Below are 12,380 nucleotides of genomic sequence, written 5' to 3' on the forward strand. Positions count from 1 at the left end.
TATGAGCGACCTGACCCAGGCGGCCGAGACCGCGCCGGACACCGCCGCCCACGCCGTACCTCCGCCGCGCGGTCGGGTGCGATGGGTGATTTGCGGCCTGCTCTTCGCGGCGGTGGTGCTCAGCTATATCGACCGGCTGGTATTGGGGGTGCTCAAGCCGCAGCTTACCGCGCTCTATGGTTGGACCAATAGCGGCTATGGCGACGTCACGGGCTATTTCCAGGTCGCCTATGGCTTCGGCTTCCTGTTGTTCGGCTGGCTGATCGACCGGATCGGACCGCGCGCGGGGTATCTGGTGGCAATGGGGGCGTGGACGGTCGGGCATTTCGCCCAGACGCTCGTCACCTCGACCACCGGTTTCGCCATCGCCCGCATTCCGCTGGCCTTTGGCGAGGCGGGCACCTTTCCCTCCGCGCTGGCCGCCGCGTCGCAATGGTTTCCGAAGAAGGAACGTGCGTTCGCGATCGGTATCTTCAACGCCGGGGCGAATGTCGGGGCGGTGGTCACGCCGCTGCTGATTGGTTTCCTGATCGCCGATCTGGTGCTCGACTGGCGCTGGGCGTTCATCATCACCGGACTGTTCAACCTCGTCTGGCTGACCGCTTGGTGGCGGCTCTACCATCCGCCGCACGCCCATCCGCGGATCACGCCCGAGGAACGCGCCTGGATCGAGGCGGAGCCGGTCGAAACCACGGGCCGCGCGGGGTTCCTGACCGTCATGCGGCACCGGGAAGCCTGGTCCTATATGACCGGGCGCTTCCTGATCGATCCGGTGTGGTGGACATTCCTCTTCTGGCTGCCGGACTTTTTCCACAGCCGCTATGGCTATGACCTGAAGAGCTTCGGGCCGCCGCTGGTCGCCATTTACATCATGGCCGATGTCGGGGCGATCGTCGGCGGCTGGTATTCTTCACGCCTGCTCAAGCAGGGGATCGCGACCGGTCGGGCCCGCAAGCGGGCGATGTTCGTCTGCGCGCTGTTCGCACTGCCGGTCATGTTCGCGGCGCAGGCCAGCAGCATCTGGATCGCGGTGGCGATGATCGGTCTGGCCTGTGCCGCGCATCAGGGGTTTTCGACCAATTTGTTCGCACTGCCCGGCGATCAGTTCCCGCGTTATGCGCAAGGGACACTGATCGGCCTTGGCGGGTTCGCCGGGGCGACAGGCGGGTTCATCGCGTCGAAGGCGCTGGGCGTCCTGCTCGACCGGGTGGGCAGCTATCAGCCCTTCTTCATCGCGTGCGGCGTGGCCTATCTGGTCGCACTGCTGATCTTCCATCTGCTCAATCCGCGCTACCGGGACGTGCGGATCGCGACGTAAGGGCGGACAGGATCCCGGCGGCGGGCCGGGATCCTGTCCTTGGCGAGCGTCAGGCGCCGACGTTCAGCGACGCGGCGTCCAGATCGACCTCCAGTTCACGCGGCCAGAAGCGCAACTCGCCGCATTTCGCGACGAATGCCTTGGCCTCTTTCGCCTTGGCGAGGGCGATGAAGCCCTCGTCGCGGTCCGTCACTCCGGCGGCCTGGAACAGCGCCTCTGCATCGGCACTGTGACCGATGAACTTGCAATGCGCGAAGGCGTCCGCGACGAAGTCCTTTGCGGTCGCATCCTTGGCCAGCATCGTCACTCCGGCCGAGGACGGCAGGACCGCCACTGCGTCGTAGAGCACCGAGGGGCCGCCATCGATCTTCTGCTTGGCCGCGACCCTGGTCCCGTCGTCCAGCGTCACGCCACCGATCTTGGGCGCCACGACCTCCCACAGACCGCCCACGGTGTCGAGCGCCTTGGTCAGTCCGGTGAAGAGCTCGGCACTCGACCCATCGGTCAGCAAGATGCCCATCTTGCGCCCCTTGAAGTCCTTCGGGCCATTGGCGACGATGCTCAGCTTGGGCGATGGCGAAAGTTCGAGGGTCGGCTTGGCCGCCTTGGCGGATTCGGGCAGGTCGAGGCCCAGGCCATCCGCCACGGTCGCCGCCAGACCTTCGTCGATCAGCCGCAGGTGGGAGACGGCACGGGCGCGGATATCGACGCGCTCGACCTTCGACAGTTCGAATACCAGGGCGTCGCCGATATGCTTTTGTTCGATCGGCAACTGGCTGACGAAGAACTGACGTGCCTGGCTATAATGGTCGGAGAAGGTCTCCGCCCGGATACGCTGCTTGGTGCCCTGCACCTCGGCGGGGTAGCTGCGATAGCCGATGGTCGGATTTTCACGCGGGCCGCCGTCCGGACCCCAGCTATTGGGCTCGTAATTGGCGCGCCCCTTGGGATTGTGCATCGCCATATGGCCGTCTTGCTGGAAATTCATCACCGGACAGCGCGGCGCATTGACCGGGATATGGGTAAAGTTCGGCCCGCCCAGTCGCTTCAACTGCGTATCGAGATAGGAGAAGTTGCGCCCGTGCAGTAGCGGATCGTCCGAGAAGTCGATGCCCGGCACGACATTCTGAGTGCAGAAAGCGACCTGTTCGGTGCTGGCGAAGAAATTGTCCACATTTCGGTTGAGGGTCAGCGTCCCGATGATGCGGACGGGAACATCCTCTTCCGGGATCAGCTTGGTCGAATCGAGGTGGTCGAAGGGCAGCTTGTCGGCCGTTTCCTGATCGAACAGCTGCACGCCCAGATCCCATTGCGGGAAGTCGCCGCCCTCGATCGCCTGCCACAGGTCGCGGCGGTGGAAATCGGGATCGGCGCCGTTGATCTTGACCGCCTCGTTCCAGAGGACCGATTGCAGCCCCTGGCGGGGTTTCCAGTGGAATTTGACGAAGGTCGACTTGCCCTCCGCGTTGACCAGCCGGAAGCTGTGGACGCCGAAGCCCTCCATCGTGCGGAAGGAGCGGGGGATCGTCCGGTCGGACATCTGCCACATCACCATGTGCCACGCCTCGGGGCTGAGGCTCGCAAAGTCCCAGTAATTGTCATGCGCCGACTGGGCCTGTGGAAAGGCTCGGTCGGGTTCCTGCTTCACGGCATGTACAAGGTCCGGAAACTTGATCGGGTCCTGGATGAAGAACACCGGGATATTGTTGCCGACGATGTCCCAATTGCCCTGCTTGGTATAGAATTTGACGGCAAAGCCCCGCACGTCACGGGCGAGGTCCATCGACCCCTTGTTGCCCGCCACGGTCGAGAAGCGGACGAAGACCTCGGTCTGCTGCCCCACCTCGCTCAGCACATCGGCACGGGTATAGTCGGCCAGGCTGTCGGTCAGCTCGAACACGCCGTGCGCGCCATAGCCGCGCGCATGGACGACGCGCTCGGGAATGCGCTCATGATCGAAGTGGAAGATCTTCTCACGCAGGATGAAGTCTTCGAGCAGCGTCGGGCCGCGCTCACCGGCGCGCAGGCTGTTCTGGTCATCGGCAACCGGCACGCCCTGCTGCGTGGTCATCGTCCGTGCGGGGTCCTCGGTCGTCTGCTGCGTTTCCCCGCCATGCCCCTGGGGTTCGGCATAATGGGTCGGCATCTCGGCACCGGCGGGGAGGGGCGGGGCCTTGGCGGGCGTTTCGCCCTTGAGCTTTCCGGCATCGCCCTTGCTGCTCTTATTCGCCATGTTGCTCTCTTTCGCTATTGATCGGGATCATCCCGTCAACGCGCGAATCCCGACTTCGCCCGACATTTAAATGATTGATATGCGTCAAGTCGGGTTCGGCAGTGGACCTCGATGGTTCAGGGGATCAGGCGATTTTGGCGGAGTTGCTGGAAAAGGGCGTAGAACGCATCGTCGGTCGGTCGATAGTCGGTGAAGCCCAGGCGACGGCTCTTGCTCATGTCGGTCACCACTTCGATCGGGCGGCCGAGGTCCGCGTCGGTGTGCCATGGCGAGGCCAGCCGGTTCAAATCCGGCTCGACCAGCCCATCGCGCTCGGCGATCCGACGCCAGAGTGCCGCGTCGTCCGCCATTTGCTGTTCCAGAGGACGGACCGTGCCGTCGAAGGGGGCAGGCGTGACCCCGAACCACGCGGCGATACGGCCCCACATCCATTGCCACCGAAAGACATCGCCATTGACGACATTGAAGGCTTCGTCATGCGCCGCCTCCGTCTCGGTCGCCCAGAGGAGATGGCGGGCGAGTTGGCGGGCGTCGGTCATGTCGGTCAGCCCGGACCACTGCGCTGCGGAGCCCGGAAAAGTGAAGGGTCGCCCCGTCTCGCGGCATAGCGTCGCATAGACGGCGAGCGTCGTCCCCATGTTCATCGCATTGCCCACGGCCAGCCCGATGACCGTATGGGGCCGGTGGACGCTCCAGGTAAAACCGTCGCGGGCGGCGGCGGCGAAGACCTCGTCCTCCTGCGCGTAATAGAAATTCTCGACGTCCAGCCGCCCCTGTTCCTCGCGGAAAGGCGTCTGCGGCAGCGTGCCCTTCCCATAGGCTTCGAACGGGCCGAGATAATGCTTGAGCCCGGTGACCAGCGCGACATGGCGTGGCCCCTTGGGCTTGGGGAGGCCGTCGAGCAGGTTGCGAACCATCGCGCCGTTCACGCGGATATTCTCCGCCTCGCTGTCCTGGCGCAGCCATGTGGTAATGAAGACGGCATCGGGGTTCAGGTCGCGTAACGCCTCATCCGTGGCGGTCGCATCCTGCAGGTCGGCTGCGACCGGACGGACGCCGTTCTGTTCGTGAGGGCGACGGGCGAGCCCGTGAACGTCCCAACCCTGTTCCACGAGCAGTTTCGCCGTCGCGCTGCCCACGATACCGCTCGCGCCCACCACCAATGCCGTTTTCGTCATGAAGAACTCCTTGTCGCCAGAGAGTTAGGCATGGCTGGACAGGTGTTCCAGAAGGCACCATCTGGTGCCCTGGGTACCAGGGAGTAACCATGTGAAGCCAGGCACGGCGGACGACGAATGGCGGGAAGACTGCGCACCCCGGCGCGTCTTGGAACTCTTTGCCACCAAATGGACGAGCATGGTCCTGCACACCCTCCATGCCCGCCATCAGGGGGCGGCGCGGACCGGCATATTGCTCCGCAGCCTGCCGGGCATCTCGAAGAAGATGCTGACCCAAACCGTCCGCGACATGGAAACGAGCGGCCTGATCAGTCGCCACGTCCAAAGCGCGATCCCGCCGATGGTCGAGTATCGTCTGACGGAATTGGGCCGACGTTTCGTGGAGCCGGTCGAATTGCTGTACGGCTGGGGTCGGGACAATGCCGACGCGCTGGACCAGTTGTTACCGCGCCCCGGTTCCCGACGCGGTTAGCGGCCTTTCGATCGAACGCTCCGCGTGCAGCGCCACGGCTTCGCATAGGGCGTGGGTGGCGATGATCGCATCCGCCTGGGTTCGGCCGCCGTCGCGCACCGCCGTCAGGAAGGCGGTGCACATCGCCTCGAATCCGCGCTGTTGCCCGACCGGCGTCCAGTCCCCCCGGCGATGGCGGCATTCGGTGCCGTCCATATGGACCTGCTCGGAAATGTTGAGAACGGAGCGCCGCATGCCGTTCCCCATCACATCCAGCCGCTCTTCGTTCAGCCCGCTGTCCCGGTGCATGGTCCCGATCGCGGTGAAGTCCCGACCCGCCAGCATCAGGGTGACCGCCGTCAGCATTCCGCGCTCCACCTGGGTTTCGATGGACTGACGCTCCACCACGCCCGGCGCCAGGAAGAGAAGCGTGTCGATGACATGAATGAAGTCGTCGAAGATCACCCGGCGCGGCGTATCGGGCTGCCTATGGCGGTGCTTTTCCATGACGATCAGGTTCGCTGACGATCCCCGGAGCTCGGTATAGCTGGGTGCGAAACGGCGGTTGAAGCCGACGCTTAGTAACGTCTGCTGTCGCGCGGACAGGGCCACCAGTCGCTCGGCCTCCGCCAGATTGTCGGCAAGCGGCTTGTCCACGAATGTCGGTATCCGACGCTCCAGCAATGTGCGTACCAATGCGGGATGCGCTTCGGTTGCGGCGTGAACGAAGGCGGCGTCGAAGTCCGCGCCATCGATCGCATCCGCAAGGCTGTGATGCAAGGATGCGGCGTGGAAGGCCTTGGCCGCATGGTCGAGGACCTGCGCGTCGCGGGTCACCAGATGCAGTTCGATGTCGGGCCGCGTGCTCAATATCGGCAGATAGGCCTTGCGCGCGATATCGCCCAAACCGATGACCAGCACGCGCATTTCCATCTCCCTCGCTATCATGGCGGATTGCGCCACCTATCGCGAATGTCTACCAAATTCGGGTGCATCCTGTCCCATCCGATCCTTTCGAGGCGCGCGTCGAATTGTGCGACGCGCTGGATCGTATCGGGTCGGAGGACCGGGACGCGCTGAGCGAGCTTTATCGGATGACATCGGCCAGGCTGTTCGGCATCTGCCTGCGCATCTGCGGTGATCGCAGCGCGGCCGAGGATGTCCTCCACGATGTCTATGCGACGATCTGGAAAAGGGCCGGGGCCTATGAGCCGGGTCCCGCAAGCCCGATGGCCTGGCTCGCGACGATCGCGCGCAACCGTTCGATCGATTGGGTCCGGGCGCGGCGCAAGCGTCCCACGTCGCCGATCGATGAGGCGGCGGAGATCGCGGACGAGACACCCGACCAGGCCCTGACCGCTGAACGGACCGAAACCGCACGGCGTCTGCACGAATGCCTGGAGGCGCTGGAGGGGCGGCAAAGGGACGCTATCCGAACCGCCTTTTTCGACGGCAAGACCTATGCCGAACTGGCCGATGCCAAGGGGGTCCCGCTCAGTACGATGAAGAGCTGGGTCCGGCGCGGGCTGATGCAGTTGCGGGGGTGCGTCGGTGACGACTGAGCCCGATCCCGACATGATGGCCGCCGAACTGGTGCTGGGTTTGCTCGACGGAGAGGAACGCGCGGCGGCGCTTCGTCGCACCCTATCGGATCGCGATTTCGCGCGGGAGGTGGATTGGTGGCGCCGTCACCTTGGCGATCTGTTCGACGAGTATCGCCCGGTCCAGGCACCGCAGGATATCGTAGATCGGATCGCGGCACCGCCACCTTCCGCCTCACGGCGCCCGCTATGGGCGGCGGTTGCCGTGGCGATGGCGGTTGCGGCTGTCCTCCTGCTTCTCGTGCTCCAGCGACCGGAGCCGGTTTCACTCCCCCGGCCTGAGGCTCCATCCTCGAACGTCATGATCGCCGCGCTGGCGCCGAGCGACAAGCGCCTCACCCCGACCGGCGCGACGGTCGATACGGATCGGGGTGAGATTCGGGTCGCCGCGACCGAGCTGGCACCGCCGGACAAGGCCGCACAGCTCTGGATCATTCGGGATGGCACGCCGCGGTCGCTGGGGCTGCTGAACCGGGCGGGAGCGACGCGGATCGCGCTCCCCATCGGCGAGCGGGCGAACCTTCGGAGCGGGGCCGTGCTGGCCATTTCGATCGAGCCGCCAGGCGGATCGCCGAAGCCGGTGCCGACCGGTCCGGTCGTCGCCACCGGCACGCTCGCAGCAACCTGATCTAGAAGAGCAGCGCCCCGCCGGTGACGAGGCGCAGGCCGGGAGAGGCGTGATTGAGGCCCGCGACGGCCAGAACGTCCAATTGCATGACCTTTGTCGGTCGCCACGCGGCGGACAGCGCGGCCAAGGCCATCGTTTCGTGCTGATCAGGTTCGTTGTCGCGCTCCAGCGATAGCTCGGCGGTCGCGGTGACCTTTTCGGTGAATTTGTACCGCAGCCCGGTGATCTCGCTATAGGCCAGGTGTCGACCCATTCCTGACTGATTGGCGGCGGCATCCGCCTCGCCGGTCAAGGCGATACCGAGTTTCTCGGTCAGGTCATATTGGACCGGCACGATCACGCCGGTCGACCAGGTCCCCGCACCGACGGGATAGCGACCGGTAGGGGCGGTGACATAGGCCTGGACTCCGGCGGAAAAAGCCTTGCCCTTCTGCCCGACCAGATGCTGGCGGATCGCGAAGGTCAGATCGCCAATGCCGGTCACGCTATCGATGCTGCCGTCGGCCTTGTCCCGCGTGCGATCGCGGCCATAACCCACCCAGTCGAGTTGCAACTCGGTGTTCTTGCCGACGCCGACACGCGTCAGGATATCGGCGGTGACGATCCGGTCCTCCCGCTGGTCGGGTTGATCGTCGCGTTGCCAGTCCAGGGTCGAAACCTCGACATGGACGCGACCGGGCTCTGTAGTGCAACTGGAGCCGCCGATGCTCGGGCGGGTGGGGCAGAAGCGGGGTTCGTCATCTTCGGCGAACACGGGCGCTGCGGCGAGCGTCGCCATGACGCCGGCGGCCGCCATCATCGTACGTGCCACCCGCATCATATTCCCCCTAACCATTTGAAATACGACTTAGCCCTTTGTCCCGTCACCGTCCAACGCATCAATAGGGCGGGGATGTCCGGGCACGTTGCTCGCGCGCGGCGGAGGTCCACCAGGCCAGATCGTCTGCGAAGCGTGGAAAGGCGCGGGTCAGCGCGGCTCCGCCGTCGCCGGTCGGCTTTCCCTCTGCATCCAGTGTTTGGCTGATCCCGCCGACGGTCAGCGTGCTGGAGACGACCACCATACCCATCTCCGACAGCGTTCCATGCCAGGCGACGCTGGCATGCGCCCCCGCCAGCCGCCCCGCCGAATAGCTGGCGATCGCGGCGGGGCGCCAGAACCATTCCTCCAGGAAATGGTCCGTCAGGTTCTTGAGGCCCGGCTGCTGTCCCCAATTATATTCGCCGGTCACGAAGACGAAGGCATCCGCGTCGCGGATTTTGCTCGCCAGCCGCTCCATGGCCTCCGGCGCTTCACCCTTCGGATATTCCTTGTACATGCGGTCCAGCATCGGAAGGCCGATCGCCTTGGCGTCGATCAACTCAGGCTCCGCACCGCGCTCGGTGAAGGAGCGGACGAGGAAATCCGCCAGACGGATACCCTGTCGATCCGAGCGGTAGGAGCCGTAGAGGATCAGAATGCGGTCGGCCATCGCTCACCTCCGGGTCGTGGAACGACAGGATCAACGCCAGTGCGGGTCGGACGATCCCGCGCGCCTCATCCCTTCGCCGCGATCGCCCCCAGTTCCTCCAAGTCGAGGTCATGTTCTAGGTCATGCAACGTCTCGTCATCGATCCGCCCGGCGCGGTGCAGACGGACCAGTTCGGCGCGCCCCGCCTGCACGGCGGCGATGATGACGTTGAAATGGCTTTCGATTGCGACGGTGCGCTCCTCCGCCGTCCCTGCGAAATTCTCGCCCGCCGTCGCGCGCGTGCGATATCGGCGGAGCAATTGCGGATGGATGACCTGTCCTTCGGCGTCATGCGCCTCGCGCTCCACCGCCGCCAACTGGGCCCGGAACATCGCATGTTCGGCGGCATGAAGATCGAGTGACGGGCGGGATGCCTCGTCCTCGGCCGGCTTCGCCCACCGGATCATCCAACCGAGCGACGTACCCTGGACCAGCACCGTGACCAGGATGGCCACGAAGGCGGTCACCAGCATCAGGTCGCGGGCGGGCATGGTTTCGGGCAGGGACAGGGCGACGGCGAGCGTCACCACGCCGCGCATCCCCGCCCAACTCATCACCAGCGCGGCGCGATGTCCGAGCGGGCGGGCACTTCTCCATCCCATCCGGCGCAGTGCCGCGACGATCGCGTCGATGCCGAAAATCCATAGGAACCGTGCCACGATGACCGCCACCACGATCCACAGCACGGGCGCCGCCATCCGTTCGAGGAACGCCGCCGGATCGCCGACCCGCTCCAGCAAGCCGCGCAAGGACAGGCCGATCAGCGTGAACACCGCCGCTTCCAGCAGGAAAACCAGCACCTGCCAGAAGGCCAGCGCGCGGATGCGCACGCTCGCGCTGAAGACGACATGCTGGTGCCAGCCACAGGTCAGGCCGGCGGTTACCACTGCGATGACGCCGGAGACATGGAGCAACTCCCCAGCGATATAGGCGCTCCAGCATACCAGCAAAGTCGCCGCGATCATCAGCGTGTCGTCGCCCAGACGCCGGAGCAGCAGCACCCACAGCGTCCCGATCGCCGCGCCGACCGCAACGCCGCCGATGACCAGCAGGAAGAAACTGCCGGTCGCCGTGCCCAGGCTGAACGTCCCCGTGAGCACGGCGGCCACCGCGAAGCGGAACAGGACAAGCCCGGCCGCATCGTTCAACAGGCTTTCCCCCTCCAACAGGGTGGACAGCCTTCGCGGGAGCCGCACGCGCTGAAGCACGGCCCGCGCCGATACCGCGTCAGGGGGCGAGAGGATCGCACCCAATGCGACACAGGCCGCCCATGGCAGATCGGGCGCGAGCAATCTGGCGACTACCGCGACGACCGCCGTCGTGAAGAAGACGGCTCCGACGGCCAGCGACAATATACCCGCCATATGGCGGCGAAACGCAGCGATGGCGGTGAACCAAGCCCCGTCCATCAGCAGCGGCGGCAGGAACAAGACCAGCACCAGTTCGGGATCGATCGCGATGCTCGGCAGGCCCGGAACGAACGCGATGGCCCCGCCGCCCAGGATCAGTGCGGCAGCGGGCGGCAATGACAGGCGGTGCGCGAGATAGTGCAGACCGATCACCACGAGAAACATCGCGATGATCAACTCAAAACCCGCCGCTGCATGCATATCGCCGCTCCCCCGATTTGGCTTATCGGGGCAAAGCGGAAAAAGCCCGCCTAATCAATATGGATGCGCACCGACCCTGGAGGAAGTTCGACTACGGGCCCGTCCGACCGAAGGCCCAACCGCTTGCGATCCCCCGCGCGCGTTCCTCCAGCCTTTGCCAGACGGCACGCTCTTCCGCCGCATCGGCCAGCGCGCGATGCTCCGGCGTGGCTTGCTTGGTGGCGGTCGCCCATGCGACCAGATCCGTCGTCATCGGCTCCAGCCGCTCGGGCGGCAGCACGTCATGCAGGATGCGCGTCGCGCTCTCCCGCAAAGCGACATCGGTATCCTTCAGTCGCAGGGCGTGCCGGGGCAATCCCGCCGTGCGCAGCAACAGGCTGAGCCATTTCCCGTCCCAGGACGGTGCGCTGGCAAAGAGATCATGGCCGGAAAGCTGTTCCAGCATTCGACGCGCGACCATGTCATGGGGTGCGCCTTCGTTGTTCAAGGTCGCAGGCGAAATCCCGTGGATACGCTCCGCCGCCTCATCCCAGTCGTCCCAGGTCGGGGCGGGGGCGATCAGGTGGCTTTCCGACCGGCCATCCTCAAATATCCAGGCGACTTCGATCGGGTGACTCTTGTCGGAAAGCGAGGATGCCTCGAAATCCAGAAAGACGTTCATCGGTCGTCCTCCAGGCCCGCATACCAAGGCGCATAGATGGTATTACGCGCCATCCGGCGGTTCAGGTCCAGGCTGCCATCATCCCACCAGACCGGCCCGCGCTCGCCCAGGCCCGTCTTGGCAGACTGTACCCTGGAACGCGCGAGGCGAAGCGCCGCGTCGTCGCCCCTTTGCATCGCGCCACGCACCGCGCGCCGCGCATTCATGAGGTCGTCGACAAGCGCCTGCCGTTCTTCTGCCCCCAGATGGGGATTGCTCGTCCGCCACAACCGTCCCCGGACGACGATGTAACGGCCATCCGGTGTCGTCGGTGGCGCGCCATCGGCGGTCCGCGTCACTCGTTGCCGGCCTCCCGCTGCTGGGCGGCGCGTTCGGTAAGGGTCTTCAACGTTTTGTCGAAGCGTCCTTCGCGTTCGGCCTGGCGGAGGAACTGGACCTCATCGACCAGGATCTCGGATGGCGTCGGCGACCGGGCGAACTGCGCCGCCACGGCGTCGGCAAAGGCGTCGAGTGGCATATAGCCGGGCCGGTTGGCCTGCCCCGGCGTCAGGTCGGTCTGAACGCCCGGCGGGGCCAGTTCGATGATCTCGACTTTGCCCGCCAACTGGGTCCGCAGCGACACGGTGTAGGAATGGATGGCCGCCTTGGTCGCCGAATAGGTCGGTGCGGCAACGAGGGGCACATAGGCAAGCCCGGACGTGACGTTGACGATCGCGGCATCGGGAACGCCGATAAGATGGTCGATCAGCGCATTGGTCAGGCGGATGGGGCCCAGAATGTTGATCGCGAGGGTCGCCTCGGCATCGGACAGGTCGCGACGTCGCGTCAGGTCCTCGAACTTCATGATCCCGGCATTGTTGAACAGCACGTTCAGAGCGGGGAAATCTCTGACGATCTTCCGAGCGAACGCATCGACCGCTTCGGCATCCTCGACGTCCAGGACGGCGGTATGGATACGCTCACGCCCGGCGGCGGCGCGGTCCAGCGCGTCCTGACGCCGCCCGGCGATGATTACGGTATCGCCCCGATCGTGGAAGCGATGGGCCAGCGCCTCGCCTATGCCGCTGCCGCCGCCGGTCATCAGGATGGTGTTGCCGCTGGTCTTCATGCCGGATCGCTTTCAATTGCTGTGGTGCCGTGTGGGCCAAGGGGCGGCGGTTCACCGATCGCGATGGAGCAGCCCCCTGGCCGG

Annotated in this window: 13 protein-coding genes; 4 read left to right on the forward strand and 9 right to left on the reverse strand. The window is 65.3% G+C overall.

The annotated features are described in order from the left end of the window. Window position 1 precedes the first annotated feature (1 nt). Entirely contained in the window at window positions 2-1,318 is a 1,317-nt protein-coding gene (locus QE379_RS11050; protein WP_307000477.1) for an MFS transporter, read from the forward strand. Between the two features lie 49 nt (window positions 1,319-1,367). On the opposite strand, the gene QE379_RS11055 is transcribed toward QE379_RS11050, so the two are convergent. Together QE379_RS11055 and QE379_RS11060 are read right to left on the reverse strand one after the other, a co-directional pair. Next, window positions 1,368-3,551, reverse strand: coding sequence for a catalase (locus QE379_RS11055; protein ID WP_307000479.1), 2,184 nt, complete (start codon window positions 3,549-3,551; stop codon window positions 1,368-1,370). Between the two features lie 116 nt (window positions 3,552-3,667). Then, window positions 3,668-4,729, reverse strand: coding sequence for an SDR family oxidoreductase (locus QE379_RS11060; protein WP_307000481.1), 1,062 nt, complete (start codon window positions 4,727-4,729; stop codon window positions 3,668-3,670). Window positions 4,730-4,820: 91 nt separating this feature from the next. Here QE379_RS11060 and QE379_RS11065 point away from each other — a divergent pair, with 91 nt between their 5' ends. Next, on the forward strand, window positions 4,821-5,201 hold the full coding sequence (locus tag QE379_RS11065) for a helix-turn-helix domain-containing protein (RefSeq protein ID WP_307000483.1): 381 nt from the start codon (window positions 4,821-4,823) through the stop codon (window positions 5,199-5,201). Here the strand turns inward: QE379_RS11065 and QE379_RS11070 are convergent. Further along, window positions 5,172-6,107 (reverse strand): Gfo/Idh/MocA family protein, encoded by a 936-nt coding sequence (locus QE379_RS11070; protein ID WP_307000486.1) that lies wholly within the window; start codon window positions 6,105-6,107, stop codon window positions 5,172-5,174. The genes QE379_RS11065 and QE379_RS11070 overlap by 30 nt on opposite strands. Before the next feature lie 62 nt (window positions 6,108-6,169). Between QE379_RS11070 and QE379_RS11075 the strand changes: the two genes are divergently transcribed. Next, window positions 6,170-6,742 (forward strand): sigma-70 family RNA polymerase sigma factor, encoded by a 573-nt coding sequence (locus QE379_RS11075; RefSeq protein ID WP_307000489.1) that lies wholly within the window; start codon window positions 6,170-6,172, stop codon window positions 6,740-6,742. Next, window positions 6,732-7,409: an anti-sigma factor domain-containing protein gene (locus QE379_RS11080; protein WP_307000491.1), complete on the forward strand. Its 678-nt coding sequence runs from the start codon at window positions 6,732-6,734 to the stop codon at window positions 7,407-7,409. The genes QE379_RS11075 and QE379_RS11080 overlap by 11 nt, the downstream gene beginning before the upstream one ends. 1 nt (window position 7,410) lies before the next feature. Here the strand turns inward: QE379_RS11080 and QE379_RS11085 are convergent, their stop codons facing one another. The 6 genes from QE379_RS11085 to QE379_RS11110 all read right to left on the reverse strand — a co-directional run bounded on the left by QE379_RS11085 (window position 7,411) and on the right by QE379_RS11110 (window position 12,296). After that, window positions 7,411-8,208: a transporter gene (locus QE379_RS11085; protein WP_307000493.1), complete on the reverse strand. Its 798-nt coding sequence runs from the start codon at window positions 8,206-8,208 to the stop codon at window positions 7,411-7,413. Between the two features lie 79 nt (window positions 8,209-8,287). Then, entirely contained in the window at window positions 8,288-8,878 is a 591-nt protein-coding gene (locus QE379_RS11090) for an NADPH-dependent FMN reductase (protein WP_307000495.1), read from the reverse strand. 65 nt (window positions 8,879-8,943) lie between these two features. Next, the gene (locus tag QE379_RS11095; protein ID WP_307000497.1) at window positions 8,944-10,527 is read right to left on the reverse strand and encodes a Na+/H+ antiporter; all 1,584 of its coding nucleotides are present in this window, start codon (window positions 10,525-10,527) and stop codon (window positions 8,944-8,946) included. Between the two features lie 91 nt (window positions 10,528-10,618). Further along, the gene (locus tag QE379_RS11100; RefSeq protein ID WP_307000499.1) at window positions 10,619-11,188 is read right to left on the reverse strand and encodes a transcriptional regulator; all 570 of its coding nucleotides are present in this window, start codon (window positions 11,186-11,188) and stop codon (window positions 10,619-10,621) included. Beyond that, window positions 11,185-11,526, reverse strand: a complete 342-nt coding sequence (locus QE379_RS11105; protein ID WP_307000500.1) for a hypothetical protein — start codon at window positions 11,524-11,526, stop codon at window positions 11,185-11,187. The genes QE379_RS11100 and QE379_RS11105 overlap by 4 nt, the downstream gene beginning before the upstream one ends. Then, window positions 11,523-12,296 carry an SDR family oxidoreductase gene (locus tag QE379_RS11110; RefSeq protein ID WP_307000501.1) on the reverse strand — a complete coding sequence of 258 codons (774 nt, stop codon included), beginning with the start codon at window positions 12,294-12,296 and terminating at the stop codon, window positions 11,523-11,525. The genes QE379_RS11105 and QE379_RS11110 overlap by 4 nt, the downstream gene beginning before the upstream one ends. Window positions 12,297-12,380 lie beyond the last annotated feature (84 nt).

It is taken from the genome of Sphingomonas sp. SORGH_AS_0879 (assembly GCF_030819175.1).
Lineage (GTDB): Bacteria > Pseudomonadota > Alphaproteobacteria > Sphingomonadales > Sphingomonadaceae > Sphingomonas.